The sequence below is a fragment of the Dokdonia sp. Asnod3-C12 genome (assembly GCF_045063975.1).
Taxonomy (GTDB): Bacteria; Bacteroidota; Bacteroidia; order Flavobacteriales; family Flavobacteriaceae; genus Dokdonia.
In genome coordinates, this window is the sequence record NZ_JBEFNY010000003.1 from 2,745,105 (window position 1) to 2,761,920 (window position 16,816).

Sequence of the window (16,816 nt, forward strand, 5' to 3'; positions counted from 1 at the left end):
TATGAACATTACAGATCAAATAGGCACTCGTCTAGAGTTTGATCATACACCACTGCGCATTGTTTCTTTAGTACCTAGCCAGACAGAACTTCTAGTTCACCTGGGGTTAGAAGAGTGCATTGTGGGTGTTACAAAATTTTGTGTTCATCCATTGCATCTGCGTGGTGATAAAGAAGTAGTGGGAGGCACGAAGCAAGTAGATATTGCAAAAATCTCCGCGCTACAGCCAGATATTATTCTTTGCAATAAAGAAGAAAACACAAAAGAGATTGTAGAAAGTTTGCGGGCTATTGCTCCGGTACACACATCAGATATTATAAGCGTACAAGAGTCTCTAGATCTCATACTACAATACGGAGTAATTTTTAAAAAAGAGGAAGAAGCTCAACAGCTAGTTACCGCTATTACAAATGAGCGCAATCAATTTTTAAAGGAGCTAAAGACATCTACTCAAGGTCATGTAGGCTACTTTATCTGGAAAGAACCAATGATGGTTGCCGGTGCACATACTTTTATAAACACACTATTAGAAGAAGCAGGTTTTAAAAATGCTTTTACTTCTTTAGAAGGTAGATACCCAGAGGTCCAAACAGAACAGTTAGCAAATCTTGATTACATCTTCTTATCATCAGAGCCTTTTCCATTTAAGGAAGAACATATCGCATTATTCAAAAAAAATACCACTGCTAGAGTGGTATTAGTAGACGGTGAGTATTTCTCATGGTATGGGAGTAGGCTTCTTAAGGCATACTCATACTTTAGAAATTTACGATCACAACTAGAATTGCAAGAACTTTAATTTTGAATCAAGTTGAAGTGCTTCAAAGGTAAGTACATCGCTTTGCTCGTGATCTGTGTATTTTAAATTATAGGCCTCTTCTACAAGTTTTTTGTGCTTGCGCTCCATGTAGGTCTTGATGCGCTGGTGTTTATACTGGGAATTCATAATACAAGTAGGTTAATTTGGGGTTAAACTTATTTTCTCTACTTAAATGTATTAAAAAAAAACCAATCTGAAATACTATAACTGCATAAAAATCAAGTGATTAATGTAAGAATAATCTTATTAATCTTGAAGTGCAAATACACGCTGTAAAAGATCTGTAGTCCTACTTTGTGTTTTTGTACGGATTTCCTTTTCTTCTACCGCAATCATTTTATAAACTCCTTCAAGAGCTTGTTGCGTTACATAATCTGTAAGGTCAGGGTTTACATCATTAGTAAGTGGTAACTCGTTATACTTTGTAATTAGGTTAGTCCATATTTGATCTGCACCTACTTTTGCAAAGCTATTTTTTATCACAGGATTAAACTTTCCATAAAGTGCTGTTTGTGTTTTTCCTTCTAAGTATGAGGTAGCAGCATTATCAGATCCTAATAAAATGTTACGCACATCTATAAATGTTATTTCTTTTACAGCATTTACAAAGATAGGCGTTGCTTCACTCACTGCATCTTCGGCAGCGCGGTTTAGGGCTTTGATACCTTCATCTGCAAGACTTCCTAAGCCTATTGCTCTTAGTGTTTTATCTACTTTTTGTAACTCTTCTGGAAGTAATATTTTTACCAATTCGTTTTTATAAAACCCATCTGTAGACGTAAGTTTTGTTACCTGTTTATCAATTCCAAAGTCTAACGCTTGCTTGAGACCGTTACCTATCATTTGGTTACTAATTCCAGAAGTTCCAGATTCTGTAGGTAAACTATCTATTACGCCTTGCAATTCGGCACAAGAGATTAGTGAAAACAAAACAAATACAGCGATAATCTTTTTCATGATACTATGGGTTTTTAATGTGTGGTAAAGATAGTTTTTAATTGCGCTTTCGCGAAAGCGCAACTCAGCTTATTCATATGTTAAGTAAAAATCACCGTCTTATTACCGTAAACAAAACACTTGTGCTGTACGTGTAATTTTATGGCTCTTGAGAGTACAATCTTCTCCAGGTCTCTACCTTTTGCAATAAGGTCTGGAATGGTGTGGCTGTGAGTTACACGTATGGTGTCTTGCTCGATAATAGGGCCCGCGTCTAGTTCTTCTGTCACATAGTGACTTGTGGTCCCTATAATTTTTACACCACGAGCAAATGCTGCATGATAAGGCTTTGCGCCTACAAAGGCAGGTAAAAAGGAGTGATGTATGTTTATAATGCGATGCGTGTATTCACTTATAATAGTAGGCGTCACAATCTGCATATAGCGAGCAAGAACTATAAAATCAACCTTAAATTCTCGCAGTAAGTCTAGCTGGCGTTGCTCTGCGAGTGCCTTCGTATCTTTTGTAACGGGAATATGGTAAAATGGGATATCAAAATTTGCTGCAATATGAGCTAGATCCTTGTGATTACTCACAATAAACGGGATGTTTACTTGGAGTTCTCCGGCATTATAACGACCCAGAATATCATAGAGGCAGTGGTCGTATTTTGAAACAAAAATTGCCATTTGCAGTTTTTGCGTAGCAGGATATAACTGCCATTGCATCTCAAATGGATTTCCTATGTCTTGAGCGAAAGTTTTTGTAAAAAGCTCCACATTAAAATCTGCTTGTTCAAAAAAGCACTCTAATCGCATGAAGAACACATTTTCTTGCGCATCTACATGTTGATCTATGTAGGTGGTGTTTCCGCCATGATCAAGTATGAAATTAGTCACAGAAGCGATGATTCCCTTTTGATCTTTGCAATGTATAAGCAGTGTAAGATGTGCCATAAATCAGATTTTTATTACCTCTAAATTGCAATTATTATTACGCAATTCAGCTATAAACAATCCTTTTTGTGTTATTCATATTCAAGCGTCGTTTTTACTGATTATTACGTAAATTTACATCATCAAACACACCAATAATTACAGATGGAACAAGCTACTCCTTACACACCAAAATATAAAGTTAGAATAGTTACTGCAGCTGCACTCTTTGATGGTCACGATGCCGCTATAAATATTATGCGTCGTATCATTCAGAGCACAGGCGTTGAGGTGATCCATTTGGGTCACGATCGCTCGGTAGAAGAAGTGGTAAATACCGCAATACAAGAAGATGCAAATGCAATTGCGATAACCTCTTATCAAGGTGGCCACAATGAGTATTTTAAATATATGTATGATCTTCTTAAAGAGAAGGGAGCATCACATATTAAAATCTTCGGAGGTGGAGGTGGTGTGATCTTGCCAGAAGAGATTCAAGAACTCATGGACTATGGGATTACCCGTATCTACGCTCCAGATGATGGACGTGCCATGGGATTACAAGGGATGATTAATGATCTTGTACAAAAATCTGACTATGCCATAGGAGATAAGCTTGATGTAACTGTAGATAGCTTACGCGAAAAAGTGCCTACGGCAATCGCTAGAGTAATTTCTGCTGCCGAAAACTTTCCAGAGGTTGCAAAGGATACGCTTGACGCAATTCATAAAAAGAATGAAAACTCGCTTACACCCGTACTTGGTATTACAGGTACAGGAGGTGCAGGAAAGTCATCTCTTGTAGACGAACTAGTACGTAGATTTCTAATTGACTTCCCAGAGAAGCAAATAGGATTGATTTCTGTAGATCCTTCTAAGCGTAAAACTGGAGGAGCTCTACTAGGAGATCGTATCCGTATGAATGCGATTAATAGTGACCGTGTTTACATGCGCTCACTAGCAACTCGCCAGAGTAATCTTGCACTTTCTAAGTATGTAGGAGAGGCTATTGAGGTATTAAAAGCAGCCGAGTATGACTTAATCATTCTTGAGACTTCGGGAATAGGACAGTCTGATACAGAGATTATAGAACACAGTGATGTTTCTTTATATGTGATGACACCAGAATTTGGTGCAGCAACACAGCTAGAGAAAATCGATATGCTTGACTTTGCAGATCTAGTAGCTATCAACAAGTTTGATAAGCGTGGATCACTAGATGCATTACGTGATGTAAAGAAGCAGTACATGCGCAATAATAATTTGTGGGATGTACATCAAGATGATTTGCCAGTATTTGGTACCATTGCGAGCCAGTTTAATGATCCAGGAATGAACACGCTTTATAAGCGTATCATGGAGAAAGTAAACGCAGTAAACGAGTCTGATCTTACGAGTACGTTTGAGATCAGCCAAGAGATGAGTGAGAAAATCTTTGTGATTCCTCCATCTCGCACGCGTTACCTAAGTGAGATTGCAGAGAGCAACCGTGCATATGACGCTTTCGCGAAAGCGCAACAAGAAACAGCACAACGTCTCTACGGAATTTATAAGACCATAGAAACTATTGCCGGTACAGCTCCAGCACTAGACAAAGCAGGAGTACAGTTAGCCGACTTTACAACTGAAAACACAGAAGAAGATAAAGACCTTATTAAATTGTTGCTAGCACAGTTTGACCGAGTAAAAATGGATCTTGATCCGTATAACTGGGAAGTTATCACTGGTTGGGAAGAAAAAGTAAATAGATACAAAGCACCTGTGTATACCTTTAAGGTAAGAGATAAGGAGATTAAAATCCCTACGCACAGCGCATCGCTATCACATACAGAAATCCCTAAAATAGCATTACCTAAGTACCAAGCCTGGGGAGACATTTTAATCTGGTGTTTACAAGAAAACGTACCAGGAGAATTCCCATACACAGCAGGGCTATATCCTTTTAAACGTACGGGAGAAGATCCTACACGAATGTTTGCAGGAGAAGGAGGACCAGAGCGTACTAACAGACGTTTTCACTATGTAAGTGCTGGATTACCAGCTAAGCGTTTGAGTACGGCTTTTGACTCTGTGACGTTATACGGTAATGATCCAGGAATGCGTCCAGATATCTATGGAAAAATAGGAAATGCAGGAGTAAGTATTTGCTGTCTTGATGATGCAAAGAAGCTCTATTCTGGTTTTGACTTAAGTCATGCAATGACATCGGTAAGTATGACCATAAACGGGCCAGCACCTATGTTACTTGGTTTCTTTATGAATGCCGCTATCGATCAAAACTGTGAGAAGTACATTAAAGAAAACGAACTAGAAGCAGAGGTAGAAGCAAAAATCGCAGCTATCTACAAAGGAAAAACACGTCCAGCATACCAAGGCGATCTTCCAGAAGGAAATGATGGTCTAGGTTTAATGCTACTGGGAGTAACGGGTGATCAAGTATTACCAGCAGATGTGTACAGCCGCATAAAAGTAGAGACACTCACACAAGTGCGTGGTACGGTACAAGCAGATATTCTCAAAGAAGATCAGGCGCAAAATACCTGTATCTTCTCTACAGAGTTTGCACTGCGCTTAATGGGAGATGTACAAGAGTACTTTATCGAGCAAAAGGTGCGTAACTTCTATAGTGTGTCTATCTCTGGATATCACATTGCAGAGGCAGGAGCAAACCCTATCACACAACTAGCACTTACATTGTCTAACGGATTTACCTATGTAGAGTACTACCTAAGCCGTGGGATGGATATCAATAAATTTGGTCCTAACTTATCGTTCTTTTTCTCAAACGGAATCGATCCAGAATATGCGGTAATAGGTCGTGTTGCTCGTAAGATTTGGGCAAAGGCAATGAAGGAAAAGTACAAAGCAAACTCACGTGCACAGATGCTTAAGTACCACATCCAGACATCTGGACGTAGCTTACACGCACAAGAGATTGACTTTAACGACATCCGTACTACTCTGCAAGCATTATATGCGATTTATGATAACTGTAACTCGTTACACACAAATGCATATGATGAGGCGATTACAACGCCTACAGAAGAGAGTGTACGTCGTGCAATGGCAATACAGCTTATTATCAATAAAGAGCTAGGACTTACTAAAAATGAAAACCCAATACAGGGATCATTCATTATAGAAGAGCTTACAGAGCTTGTAGAAGAAGCAGTCTTACTAGAATTTGACCGAATCACAGAGCGTGGAGGAGTTTTAGGAGCAATGGAAACTATGTACCAGCGTTCTAAAATTCAAGAAGAAAGCTTGTATTATGAAACGCTTAAGCACAACGGTGAGTTCCCAATAATAGGAGTAAATACTTTCTTGAGTTCAAAAGGAAGTCCTACCGTGCGCCCTGCAGAAGTAATTAGAGCTACCGAAGAGGAGAAGCAATATCAAATCGATATGCTTAATCACCTCCACAAGGAGAAAGCAGATAAGATAGAAGCACAACTTGAGACGATACAAGATGCAGCGATTAATAACCGTAACATTTTTGAAGAACTTATGGAGGCGACTAAGGTTTGTTCTCTAGGGCAAATCACAAGTGCCCTCTTTGAAGTAGGAGGACAGTACAGACGTAATATGTAAGACTAGATGATAGTTATTAAAAAAAGGCGACCCAGAGGGTCGCCTTTTTTATAGATTTTTTTCAAGCTTAATCCTTCCAAGGTCCGCTCTCAGTGACATGTATAAAGCGATTATCTTTTAATCTTGAGAGGCCAAGATATCCTCCTAACCATATGGTTCCAGATGCATCCTCATAAATGCTTTGTATAGCATTGCTCTGCACACCATCTGCCTCTGTGAAGTTGGTGAATTTCTTTCCATCATATTTGTATACACCCGCATTTTCGGCAGGAAACCAGATGTTCCCTTTGGAGTCTTGAAAGAGCGACCAAACTTCTTCACCTGTAATGATACCATCTGTGGTAAAGTTGGTAAACTTAGATCCGTCATAGCGACTCACGCCTTTATGGTGTGTTGCAAACCAGATATCTCCTGCGCGATCTTCTAGCATGTCATTTACATTATTTCCCGCAAGTCCGTCTTTTGTAGATAAGGTTTTTAACTTAGTTCCATCCCAGATAAAGGCACCAGCGTTTGAAGCAAACCATAAACGACCTCTCGTGTCTTCCATGATACTATGCACAATTTTAGTACTTGAGACACCTCTAGAATTATCTGCTACCGTTTCTGGAAGAGCGAACGGTTTAAAAGTAGTTCCATCATAACTATTAACGCCATTTAAAGCTCCTATCCACAACGTTCCTTTTGAATCTAGTAACATACTCCATACATTACTTTCTTTGAGTCCTTGCGCTTCTGTGTAGTTTGTAAAAGAAGGTTTTCCTGTGGTTGCAGATGTGGTCAAGTCAAATGATGTAATTCCTCTATTGGTCCCAAACCAGATGGTACCATTTTTATCTTCTAGAATTGCTCTCACTGCTTCGCCATTAAAACCTTCGTCTATAGAAAAGTAGTCTACGCTCGTTCCATTATATCGTATCACACCATCACCATTAGTTCCCATCCACATCGTTCCTTGCGAATCTTGAAAGACCCTGCGTATGAATTGGCTTAATGGAGGAGGAGCCAAATCAATGACAGTAGGTCCCATCGTTGTTTTAGTAGCTGAGGTCGTATCGCTCAAGACGAAATGAGGAGCTTCATCTATAACAGGGGTTTGTATCGCTTCTTTACAAGAAATGCTAAGCAGTAGCACTATAGAAAATACAATCAAAGTAATTTTGCCGAAGGTCATAGCGATAATTTTAAGGGTGGATACTTAAAAGTAAACTATTCAAATCAATTTGTAAGTGTGATGATTACTGATTGTCCTTTGTCCAGATAGTCTCAAAAGTTTCACACACAATGAGCAAACTATCTATGGTCTGCACTCCGCTATCCTTTGTATAACTCTCAAAAAAAGCTTGATGTGCTTTTTTCCATTGTTCAAGAGCGTTGAGTGCTGTTCCCATATCTAGAATAGCATAGGTTTTCGAAATATCATTATAAGCCACCGTATCAACGGTTTTAGTTTTTATAATTGCCTGCGCTTTTCCTTCAAAATCTGTGATTATTTGTAAGTTTCCCGCCTGTGGTAGATCTACGCCATACTTCTCATACAAGAAATATAAACTAGAAGAAGCTTGCTTTTTACCTAGTACCGTAAGTGCTGCGAGCCGATTTGCATCTTCCTTATTATCGTGAAAAAAGTCAGCATTGGGTTGTGGCTCGTTTGCATATTCTGGATGCGCCTGTTTAAAATTTCGCCACATAGCCGAAACACTGCTCTCTATATACTGCTGCGTCTGTAGTTCTTCCAGCGAGGCCGTAGGTTTTGGAGTGGTAGCCTCATTTTTGCAACCTATAGAAACCAATAAAAGAACTGTGATTGCAATTTTCATAGTCGTGTATATTTCAAAAATCGCTTTCGCGAAAATGGCTATTGTGTTTTTTGATTTTGTAACTAAAACATATTGTAAACAACTAGTAATTGAATAACATAGTTCTTTGTTGGCTGTAGTTATTTGATCAAAGCATCAAACACAGTCTTATGCATTTCATCTACCGGGATGTATTTTGTATTCTTGTGAGGGTAGCCCGGAAATAAATAGGTGACAAAACCACGATCATCCAAAATCAAAAACGTTGGTATATAATAATTCTTAAAATTATCATCCAACCATTGAGAAGAATTCAATAATAATGGAAATTTGATTTTCCTTAATTGTGATTGTTTTATTCTCTCGTCTTTAATGAAGCCGATGACATTAAATTTATTGTTGAAGTATAATGAATTCAACGCTTTGATTCTTTTCATGCTAGGAATTGATCTGGAACTTAGTATACAAACTAGTGTGGGTTTATCAATCACCGATGAATTAGTATACGTTATATTATTCGAGTCTTTAAGGTTAAAATCAGGAAATGGTTTGTTCAATAAATAAAAAAATCCTCGAGAGTGCTCTGATTTATTCATGTACACCGAAATGTGGGCATTTTTGATAAGTGAGTCATTCTTGGTGACTTCTTCAAAATAATTGAGTTCTGTTTCTTTTGGAAAGTAGTATTGTTTTATCGTTTTATAATGAGATTGAAAATCAACCTCGGACAAAATACTATCACCAATTTTTACGAAGTTCTGTGAATTACAATAATTCGAGATTAGTAAAAAAAATATCAATGTTCTCTTCATAATTATGGTTGACAGACCACTGCCAAAAGCGAGTGCGGCTCCCGATAGCTATCGGGATTGCTGATCTGCTTTAGGTTGCAGTCTTATTTTTTTGCTCTAAATATACAATGAATTTTGGAGTTGTACGCCGCGCGTAGAGCTTTCAAAGTTGCATTTGACGAGTGAGAAATTAACGATTTCGGGAATTTCCTAGAAGGCTACTGCGTTGGATGTGGCTTATCTTAATATGAAAAATAGGTCTTTTGGAAATTAACCGCCACGGTTAAGTTAAGGGTAGTGCAGGGACCAGGGGATTTTTTTATTCTGTTTACTTACTTGGCTAAGGCTTATTGTTTTGAGTTATTCTAGAGCTAAACTCATAAGATTTTGCAACATCACAGATATACTCAAACCTTTCGATGTAGCCCTAAAGTCTCCATTATGTTTAGGTTTTGTTGTCTTTAGAATTGGCACACAACAATAAGAGCATTTCTCCTTGCTAGCTATATCCGTCTAAACTAATAATGTAAAAACTCAATAATAAAATTAAACTAGGTAACAGTTTACTTTTATTCAAGTTCCTTAATAGATTCACACATTTTATTGAAAAACTTTTGTGGTTCGTCTACATGAAATGAGATTGTTGTAAAATTATTTTTCATGCCATATAGACTATAGAGAATTCCAGTCTTTTTTAGAGTTAGGGTTACATTATGATTCTCATGTTTACCAAAAATGGAGAGTCTACTCCCTTTTTGGTATTTATTTTTTGAAGAAAGTACAATACTTTTAATGTTGCTTAACTCAATAGAAGTTTCTTTTATTATGCCATATCTTAAATGAAGAATATCTTCTTCAAAAGAGATTGGTCTTTTAATAATAGATTTTAGAAAACCTAGAATTTGTAGTAATGAATAGATACTTAAAAAGGTGATTAGCCATGCTTTTGGATTGCCCTCTTGCTCTAAGATATAATGAAAGACTGTAGTTTCTACGCCGATGATTAGCATAATGCCCAAAAATATTGAAATAGAAGTACTTTTTTTATGGATCGAAAATTCTCCATTTTTTAACGGGCGGCGTTTCCACTTTATAATACCATAGTACACTACTGTAATTTCTGTCGCAATTATTCTCGCCATAAAATTAGGGAGAAGGTCTTGAGAAATTGTTTTTACAACAGTATAAAAATCTATATAATTGCCCCTATTTTTGTTATAGTTCAGTCGTGCCTTTCGAAGGTTTATTAGAATATAAGCGATAATTCCAATTTCTAAAATAGGCAACAGCCAGGTGCCTAAAAATGGCAATACGGTTTGATTTTCTGTGGGTATTATTTTGTAACAGATAAAAAGACCAATAATTAAAACTAGAACAACTGTTTGCTTTGGAATTTCCTTTTTTCTAATTATTAAAAAGAAATAAATCAATGGAACGGTTAGCATTAAGTCTATAGTTATCCCCACAGAAATCAAACTAGGATTTGCTAAAAACTGAGTTGATTTTGAAAAAAGGATTAACACGCTTATAAGTGCAAGCGGAATTAAGAAAGGTATAACTTGATTCTTAAAATCGATGTTTCTAATATCCATAGAGATATATTAAAATTATATTATTCTTCTGATTTTGTCCTACCATCAGGCCACTGCATAAGTCACACACGATTTTCCCATAGCTATCAGGATTGCTGATTTATTATGATTTGCAATCTTATTTGTGTGATCTAAATATACAATGAATTTTGGAGTTGCTGCTGTAAGTAGCACTTTCAAAGTTGATTGCAAGAAGCACGCTTTCGCGAAAGCACAACGAGAGTTGAGTAGGAATAAAATAGCCATCATTACAGTGGTAAATAAGCTCTTAAAACAAGTCTTTGTCATCATAAAATAAAGAAGACCCTACGATGAAAACTATGGATTAAAATTAGTTTAAAAGCTTGTGCTGAGCGTAACCGAAGTAGGCTTGTTTTTTTAACTCAGTTCTTTGTTGGCAACCGTTATTTTTTGATTTTTTCATAGAAGAACTTATTTGATAACAAATTTAATTTCATACTTAGAGTGTCTTTTTCTTTAAGAAAAGAAATAAAATATCCACCACCTTCGTTATCTGTAAAATAGCAATCTTTAGTTAGTGGAATAAGGTTTAGCTGAAACTTCTTATTTTTATAAACCAGTATTGAATCATTTACGAATTTAATAGCTATTGTATCCTTAAGACTTTTACTCGAGTATAAACCTTTATATTCAGAAATAAGTGAATCTTTTTTCAATAAGTTTTTACTATCAAAGTTGTACTCATTTATTATTTTGGATCGTAAATTATAAGCTTTTTTGAGAAAGTCCTGATTATGTCTAAGTTGATTTTTAATTGCAATTATTGCATATTGACTGACATACGATTTATATTCTTGAGAAGTGCTAAAAAAATCAACAACGTCTTTTTTTATTTCTCCTTTATATGTCAAATCTCCAAAAGTTTTAGTGTTTTGAGCTAACATTGGTAAACTTTTATCATAAACAAAACTTGACATTCTTTGGTTAACTTCTTTTATACTTTGATTTATAGCATACAGTTCTTTTAAACTTGAAAGTAATTCTTCCTTATACTTGTTATCAGCTACATTTAACGATATTAGGTTTTGAAATGCTTTGTCTTCAATATCCAGATTATAAAAGAACAATATCAAATAGGCTAAATTTATGTCTTTGTAATACGCCTCAGGTTCAATCAAATCATTCATTACTAAATAAATCAAAGAGTCTTTTTCCTTAATTTTCAGAATAGTTTCTTGAGCTTCTTCTATATTTCCTTCTAACTCCGAGTACGCGCGCAATATATTATTATCAATTTCTTTTTTGTATTGATTATTAGCATTCTTGTTATTAATATATAAAGCCACAAGGATACCCAAAACTATGAGACATATTTCTCCTATTGCATAAAAAAAATAGCGTTTCAGTTTGTTGTCAATTATTGATTTTAATTTAATTAGTTTCAATGTTCTTTTCTTAATTATAGAGCAAATTTAATGGTTGCCTAACAGGCCACTGCATAAAGCGAGTGCGGTATTTTGCTGGATAGCCTGTATTTGTTTGTTTATTAATTGATTGTCTAAATATACAGTTATTTATGGTTCTGTCGCCGCGCGTAGAGCTTTCAAATCTCGATGTGCTTCGGGACGCTTTATGCTGTAGTTCTTGCATCCGACGAGTGAGGTACGATCGAGAGGAATTGACAGGCGCAACAACGTTTCGCGCTTTCTATGATTTAGATGTATTCTTTAGACATTTTTGAGCCCTGCCTCCGACGAGCATAGCGAGAGGAAGGCATCAAAGAACCGCTTAGTCAGCTCATCACCGTTTCTGAATAGAAAGACACCAAGAGCTTTAAAATCCCTGCGGATTTAATCTAACTTGATCTATACCCAACTCTCCGATATTTCAACGACTTTTGAGGTATTCTGATTTTGAAGTGGAGCCATACGACGGCGGGAATTTCCAAGTATGCTACTGCCTTGGATGTGGCTTATCTTGAGATGAAAAACATGTCCTTTGGCAATCAGCCGTCCACGTTAAGTATAAGAAATCGTAGGGCAGGTGATAAGCACTTTCGTTTCGGTTTATTACTTAGCTAAATATAAATATTTTGCTTTTATCTTTTTTACTATAAACGCCAAATTTTATATTTAGCGGACTTCATTAAATATTCACAGACCTTTTGGTTTTGGACAAATGCCCTATGTTTTTTATACCGTGTGTGTGCCCAGTATGGGCATCTTTAGACTACTTATTAAAAGTAGTTTATTTATCTAGAGGGTGCAAGTCCCTTATGGGCAGGGGTAACGCCTTGAACCATTAGTAAGCTGCAAGGTTGCTAGTTGTGTGTGTGCCCAGTATGGGCATCTTTAGACTACTTATTAAAAGTAGTTTATTTATCTAGAGGGTGCAAGTCCCTTATGGGCAGGGGTAACGCCTTGAACCATTAGTAAGCTGCAAGGTTGCTAGTTGTGAAGCTAGGACTGAAGAAAGCAGGACTACAAATCTCGGTACTGACCAACAGGAACCGTATATGAGGCATAATTATTTGGGTAAGCAAGCACATCATTGTTACGCCCTAAATAGTATCAAAAGGGTAATTATGTAGATACGGCAGGGATTGAGAGAAAGAAGATGTTCTTACCTGGGGAGGTCTCTATAACCACGAGTTGGTCTATTAGAGAAGTCAGCAGAAGTCATAGTAGCTAAAGCCTGATATTTTAGTGAAGGACAGAACAATAATTGTCTTTAATGATCAAAGGAGTTGTTTTATGTTACGGATAGTTTTCTAGTAAAACAATAGCCTTCGATTAAGCGAGACAGCAATTCAAATTATGAGTATTGATTAAACAAGTAACAAGTAAAAAGAATCTAAACGAAGCCTACGCGCGAGTGTATCGTAACAAGGGATCTGCTGGAGTGGATAAGGTTCACATTAAAGAGCTAAAATCTATACTACAGATTCATGGAAAACAATACATTTCGCACATAGAAAGAAAGCGCTATCAGGTGTCTCCTATATTAGGTGTTGAAATCCCAAAAAACAATGGCAAGAAACGATTACTCGGTATTCCTACAGTTGTTGATAGAGTATTTCAGCAGGCATTACATCAAGTATTGCAACCTTTATTTGAGCCAGACTTTCAAAAGCATAGTTACGGGTTCAGACCACAACGTAATGCCCACCAAGCCACGGCACAAAGCCTTTTAAATATCAATGCTGGTTTTCAAGATATAGTAGATATAGATTTAAAGAGTTTCTTTGATGAAGTATCACACTGTATACTTCTAGAGTTGATTTACAAAAAGGTACAGTGCAAAGCCACGATGCGGTTATTGCGTTCATTTCTTAGAGCGCCTATACTGATTAACGGTCGATTACAAAAACGCATAAAAGGCGTTCCTCAGGGTTCGCCATTAAGTCCATTGCTTTCTAATATTCTGCTCAATGAGCTTGATAAAGAATTAGAGCAACGAGGACATCGTTATGTAAGATATGCCGATGATTTTAGTATTTACGTTAAAAGTAAAGTGGCTGCAAAGCGTGTAGGTAACAGTATCTATAAGTATTTGCGAGACCACCTCCAACTTCCCATAAATAGGGTAAAGAGCGGTGTGCGGAGACCTTTAGATTTCCAAGTATTAGGCTTTGGTTTTGTGCCAACGTATAAGAAAGGGGAAAAAGGGAAGTATCAGCTTGTGGTAACTAGGTCTAAATGGCAAGATTTTAAGTCAAAACTTAAATACCTGACCAAAAAGACGATACCTGCAAGTTTTGATGAGCGTATCAAACGTATCAACCTATTAATACGTGGTTGGATAAATTACTTTAAACCTGCCTCCATTCAGTCGAAGCTTAAGAAGCTAGAAGAATGGCTAAGGAACCGATTGAGGTACTGCATATGGCATCACTGGAAGAAACCAGAACGGAAGCGTAAAAACCTAATCCGTTTAGGAGTAAACCAAGATCACGCCTATGCTTGGAGTCGCACAAGAATGGGAGGATGGGCAGTCGCTCAAAGCCCTATACTAGGCACTACAATTACTATTAAACGGTTAAAAATGAGAGGTTATGTTAGTTTAATTGAGTACTATAAACGAGCTGTATAATTATTGAACCGCCGTATACGAGACCCGTACGTACGGTGGTGTGAGAGGCGCACTCTGCTAGTTGCTAGCAGAGCCGTCTACTCGATTNCTATGCTTGGAGTCGCACAAGAATGGGAGGATGGGCAGTCGCTCAAAGCCCTATACTAGGCACTACAATTACTATTAAACGGTTAAAAATGAGAGGTTATGTTAGTTTAATTGAGTACTATAAACGAGCTGTATAATTATTGAACCGCCGTATACGAGACCCGTACGTACGGTGGTGTGAGAGGCGCACTCTGCTAGTTGCTAGCAGAGCCGTCTACTCGATTGTGTTTTCGTACTTTGTTCCGTTCTACTGATAGCGTTGGCGTTTAAGCTCTTTTATTTTTCAAGCGTTGGATTTAGCGTTGAAAAAAAATAAATGTGCTTGAACAAGTGTTGATTTTTTCAATTTAATTTTTTTAATTCAAGAATTGTCATTATGTTTGCATACTATAATTAGCGAAATAATTTTTTAAAAATGAACGAATTAGATCTATTCGGTAATAATATGAATGATAAGAAAAAGTCAGAAATTGAAGATATTTCAAATGTTGTTTCTGGATATACAATTTATAATGCAGAACAAGATAGAAGGACAGTCAGAAATGATTTACCTACTTTGTATCCAGATTTACCTGAAGGAAAATATGATATAATTTATTGTGATCCACCTTGGGATTATGGTGGTAAAATGCAGTTTGATAAGAGTGGAAAAAAAGATCTAAATTCAAATTGGGATAAAAATATTTTTATAAGTGCAGCAAATTTTAAATATCCTACTGTAAAAACAAAAGATTTAAAGAAAATACCGATTACAGAAATTGCAAGTGATGATTGTTTGTTATTTATGTGGGTTACAAGTCCGCATTTAGAACAAGGTATTGAACTTGGTAAAGCTTGGGGTTTTAATTTTAGAACGGTCGCTTTTGTATGGGATAAAATGGTTCATAATCCTGGGCAATATACTATGTCTTATGTTGAACTTTGTTTAGTTTTTAAAAGAGGAAGAATACCTAAACCTAGAGGTGCTAGAAATATCAAACAGCTAGTTAGAGTGCCGAGAGGAAAACATAGTCAAAAACCTTTGGAAGTTTTACACGGAATTGAAAAAATGTTTCCGACTCAAAAAAAGATAGAATTATTTGCTAGACACAAACCCAAAGGTTGGGATGTTTGGGGTCTAGATGTCCGTGAGGAATTTGAAGAAAAAACCACTGTTTAACTTAACAGTGGTTTAATATGTTCTAAAAAATGTTCTATTAAAGGATCTTGATTATTTGAATCTCTCCAAAAAAAGAAATGTGCTGTTAAATCTCCATACCAACAAGTTATTTCTCTTACTCTACAAGGATCTCTAGTAATATCTCCTTGAAAGACTGTCCAAAAAGGTAATACATCATTTCCTAGATTTCCTTTTTCACGTAAAATTTTCTGAAGACCTGGCGTAAAAAATTTACAAGATCTTTCGTGTGCATTACCACGACCATCAGACCTTTTTCCACCTTCTACCCAACCATCTTGCCTCTTTACTTCTATATAGATTGTTTTATTAGTTTCTGTATTATCAATAGCATAATCAGGATACACACCGTGTCTCGTAATTGCTTTGGCAGGTTTGTAAATCGCAGCAGCTTCTTCAACTCTTAAGGGAAAGTCAACATAAACTTTTCCAAATTCATTTGGTTGAGATCGTATTCTAAATTCTGTATCCTCAAAAATTATATTAAAAGTCTCAAAAAAATCCTTTTCTGCAATACCAGCATTTTTCCCACTATAATCTTGCCATTTTTTTCGCAATCTATTTGCATCACTTCCCATTATTGAATATCATTAGCTCATTAATATTTACTTCAAGTGCATTAGCAATTTTTTCAATATTCAAGAGTGTGATATTTTTTTCTGCTCTTTCAATCATACCAATATAAGTTCTATGTAAATCAGCTCTATGAGCTAATTCTTCTTGTGAAATTCCATTTTTCTTTCGAATTTCACGAACTTTTATTCCAAACTGGATTAGTATTTCTTTTTTTGATTCCATTGCTAATTAAAGTATGCAAAGCTAACTTTAGTATTCAGCTTAAACAACAGACTATAATTAGCATTAATAGTCAGAAGTGGGAAAAAAAAATAATGTGTGCCTTTTTCGGCACTCTTTATTTTGTGCGGCTGGTTTTCGGTATGAAACACAACAGGCCACTGCATAAAGCGAGTGCGGCATTTTGCTGATTTGCTTTAATTTATGGTCTTGTTTGTTTGATCTAAATATACAATGAAT

Annotated in this window: 15 protein-coding genes and 1 pseudogene; 6 read left to right on the forward strand and 10 right to left on the reverse strand. The window is 36.4% G+C overall.

Annotation, left to right across the window (positions count from 1 at the left end; all coding sequences use genetic code 11):
• Window position 1 precedes the first annotated feature (1 nt).
• A complete protein-coding gene (locus ACJJVW_RS12440) occupies window positions 2–799 on the forward strand; it encodes an ABC transporter substrate-binding protein (protein ID WP_298325585.1) in 798 nt (265 codons plus the stop codon).
• Here ACJJVW_RS12440 and ACJJVW_RS12445 read toward each other — a convergent pair.
• The 3 genes from ACJJVW_RS12445 to purU form a co-directional block, all read right to left on the reverse strand.
• A complete protein-coding gene (locus ACJJVW_RS12445) occupies window positions 779–946 on the reverse strand; it encodes a Lacal_2735 family protein (protein WP_013749631.1) in 168 nt (55 codons plus the stop codon). The two genes, ACJJVW_RS12440 and ACJJVW_RS12445, sit on opposite strands and share 21 nt — an antisense overlap.
• Window positions 947–1,066: 120 nt before the next feature.
• Entirely contained in the window at window positions 1,067–1,777 is a 711-nt protein-coding gene (locus ACJJVW_RS12450) for a DUF4197 domain-containing protein (RefSeq protein ID WP_298325581.1), read from the reverse strand.
• Between the two features lie 80 nt (window positions 1,778–1,857).
• Window positions 1,858–2,712, reverse strand: a complete 855-nt coding sequence (gene purU / locus ACJJVW_RS12455; protein ID WP_405252218.1) for a formyltetrahydrofolate deformylase — start codon at window positions 2,710–2,712, stop codon at window positions 1,858–1,860.
• Window positions 2,713–2,856: 144 nt separating this feature from the next.
• Between purU and ACJJVW_RS12460 the strand changes: the two genes are divergently transcribed.
• The gene (locus ACJJVW_RS12460; protein ID WP_298325576.1) at window positions 2,857–6,282 is read left to right on the forward strand and encodes a methylmalonyl-CoA mutase family protein; all 3,426 of its coding nucleotides are present in this window, start codon (window positions 2,857–2,859) and stop codon (window positions 6,280–6,282) included.
• Between the two features lie 67 nt (window positions 6,283–6,349).
• On the opposite strand, the gene ACJJVW_RS12465 is transcribed toward ACJJVW_RS12460, so the two are convergent.
• From ACJJVW_RS12465 to ACJJVW_RS12480, 4 genes are all read right to left on the reverse strand, one after another.
• Window positions 6,350–7,456, reverse strand: coding sequence for a two-component regulator propeller domain-containing protein (locus tag ACJJVW_RS12465; protein ID WP_405252220.1), 1,107 nt, complete (start codon window positions 7,454–7,456; stop codon window positions 6,350–6,352).
• Between the two features lie 64 nt (window positions 7,457–7,520).
• Window positions 7,521–8,102 carry an ASCH domain-containing protein gene (locus ACJJVW_RS12470; RefSeq protein WP_405252222.1) on the reverse strand — a complete coding sequence of 194 codons (582 nt, stop codon included), beginning with the start codon at window positions 8,100–8,102 and terminating at the stop codon, window positions 7,521–7,523.
• Between the two features lie 119 nt (window positions 8,103–8,221).
• Window positions 8,222–8,893, reverse strand: a complete 672-nt coding sequence (locus ACJJVW_RS12475) for a TlpA family protein disulfide reductase (protein WP_379953045.1) — start codon at window positions 8,891–8,893, stop codon at window positions 8,222–8,224.
• 548 nt (window positions 8,894–9,441) lie between these two features.
• Window positions 9,442–10,464 (reverse strand): hypothetical protein, encoded by a 1,023-nt coding sequence (locus ACJJVW_RS12480; RefSeq protein WP_405252224.1) that lies wholly within the window; start codon window positions 10,462–10,464, stop codon window positions 9,442–9,444.
• A gap of 142 nt (window positions 10,465–10,606) precedes the next feature.
• On the opposite strand from ACJJVW_RS12480, the gene ACJJVW_RS12485 reads away from it, so the two are divergent.
• Window positions 10,607–10,762, forward strand: a complete 156-nt coding sequence (locus ACJJVW_RS12485; RefSeq protein ID WP_405252226.1) for a hypothetical protein — start codon at window positions 10,607–10,609, stop codon at window positions 10,760–10,762.
• A gap of 106 nt (window positions 10,763–10,868) precedes the next feature.
• Here ACJJVW_RS12485 and ACJJVW_RS12490 read toward each other — a convergent pair whose 3' ends face one another.
• Complete coding sequence (locus ACJJVW_RS12490) at window positions 10,869–11,870, reverse strand: hypothetical protein (RefSeq protein ID WP_405252228.1); 1,002 nt, start codon at window positions 11,868–11,870, stop codon at window positions 10,869–10,871.
• Between the two features lie 1,378 nt (window positions 11,871–13,248).
• Between ACJJVW_RS12490 and ltrA the strand changes: the two genes are divergently transcribed.
• The 3 genes and pseudogenes from ltrA to ACJJVW_RS12505 all read left to right on the forward strand — a co-directional run bounded on the left by ltrA (window position 13,249) and on the right by ACJJVW_RS12505 (window position 15,763).
• A complete protein-coding gene (gene ltrA, locus ACJJVW_RS12495; RefSeq protein WP_405252230.1) occupies window positions 13,249–14,517 on the forward strand; it encodes a group II intron reverse transcriptase/maturase in 1,269 nt (422 codons plus the stop codon).
• A gap of 89 nt (window positions 14,518–14,606) precedes the next feature.
• Window positions 14,607–14,741, forward strand: a pseudogene (locus tag ACJJVW_RS12500) (group II intron reverse transcriptase/maturase); the annotation flags it as partial.
• A 278-nt stretch (window positions 14,742–15,019) separates the two neighbouring features.
• A complete protein-coding gene (locus tag ACJJVW_RS12505; protein WP_405252233.1) occupies window positions 15,020–15,763 on the forward strand; it encodes an MT-A70 family methyltransferase in 744 nt (247 codons plus the stop codon).
• On the opposite strand, the gene ACJJVW_RS12510 is transcribed toward ACJJVW_RS12505, so the two are convergent.
• Together ACJJVW_RS12510 and ACJJVW_RS12515 are read right to left on the reverse strand one after the other, a co-directional pair.
• Window positions 15,760–16,359 carry a MunI family type II restriction endonuclease gene (locus tag ACJJVW_RS12510; RefSeq protein WP_405252235.1) on the reverse strand — a complete coding sequence of 200 codons (600 nt, stop codon included), beginning with the start codon at window positions 16,357–16,359 and terminating at the stop codon, window positions 15,760–15,762. The genes ACJJVW_RS12505 and ACJJVW_RS12510 overlap by 4 nt on opposite strands.
• The gene (locus ACJJVW_RS12515; protein ID WP_405252237.1) at window positions 16,349–16,579 is read right to left on the reverse strand and encodes a helix-turn-helix domain-containing protein; all 231 of its coding nucleotides are present in this window, start codon (window positions 16,577–16,579) and stop codon (window positions 16,349–16,351) included. The genes ACJJVW_RS12510 and ACJJVW_RS12515 overlap by 11 nt, the downstream gene beginning before the upstream one ends.
• Window positions 16,580–16,816: the final 237 nt, after the last annotated feature.

Excerpts from the sequence above, each read along its gene's own strand:
- ACJJVW_RS12440 (WP_298325585.1), top strand. The coding sequence starts at position 2 with ATGAACATTACAGATCAAATAGGCACTCGTCTAGAGTTTGATCATACA.
- ACJJVW_RS12445 (WP_013749631.1), bottom strand. The coding sequence starts at position 946 with ATGAATTCCCAGTATAAACACCAGCGCATCAAGACCTACATGGAGCGC.
- ACJJVW_RS12450 (WP_298325581.1), bottom strand. The coding sequence starts at position 1,777 with ATGAAAAAGATTATCGCTGTATTTGTTTTGTTTTCACTAATCTCTTGT.
- purU (WP_405252218.1), bottom strand. The coding sequence starts at position 2,712 with ATGGCACATCTTACACTGCTTATACATTGCAAAGATCAAAAGGGAATC.
- ACJJVW_RS12460 (WP_298325576.1), top strand. The coding sequence starts at position 2,857 with ATGGAACAAGCTACTCCTTACACACCAAAATATAAAGTTAGAATAGTT.
- ACJJVW_RS12465 (WP_405252220.1), bottom strand. The coding sequence starts at position 7,456 with ATGACCTTCGGCAAAATTACTTTGATTGTATTTTCTATAGTGCTACTG.
- ACJJVW_RS12470 (WP_405252222.1), bottom strand. The coding sequence starts at position 8,102 with ATGAAAATTGCAATCACAGTTCTTTTATTGGTTTCTATAGGTTGCAAA.
- ACJJVW_RS12475 (WP_379953045.1), bottom strand. The coding sequence starts at position 8,893 with ATGAAGAGAACATTGATATTTTTTTTACTAATCTCGAATTATTGTAAT.
- ACJJVW_RS12480 (WP_405252224.1), bottom strand. The coding sequence starts at position 10,464 with ATGGATATTAGAAACATCGATTTTAAGAATCAAGTTATACCTTTCTTA.
- ACJJVW_RS12485 (WP_405252226.1), top strand. The coding sequence starts at position 10,607 with ATGAATTTTGGAGTTGCTGCTGTAAGTAGCACTTTCAAAGTTGATTGC.
- ACJJVW_RS12505 (WP_405252233.1), top strand. The coding sequence starts at position 15,020 with ATGAACGAATTAGATCTATTCGGTAATAATATGAATGATAAGAAAAAG.
- ACJJVW_RS12510 (WP_405252235.1), bottom strand. The coding sequence starts at position 16,359 with ATGGGAAGTGATGCAAATAGATTGCGAAAAAAATGGCAAGATTATAGT.
- ACJJVW_RS12515 (WP_405252237.1), bottom strand. The coding sequence starts at position 16,579 with ATGGAATCAAAAAAAGAAATACTAATCCAGTTTGGAATAAAAGTTCGT.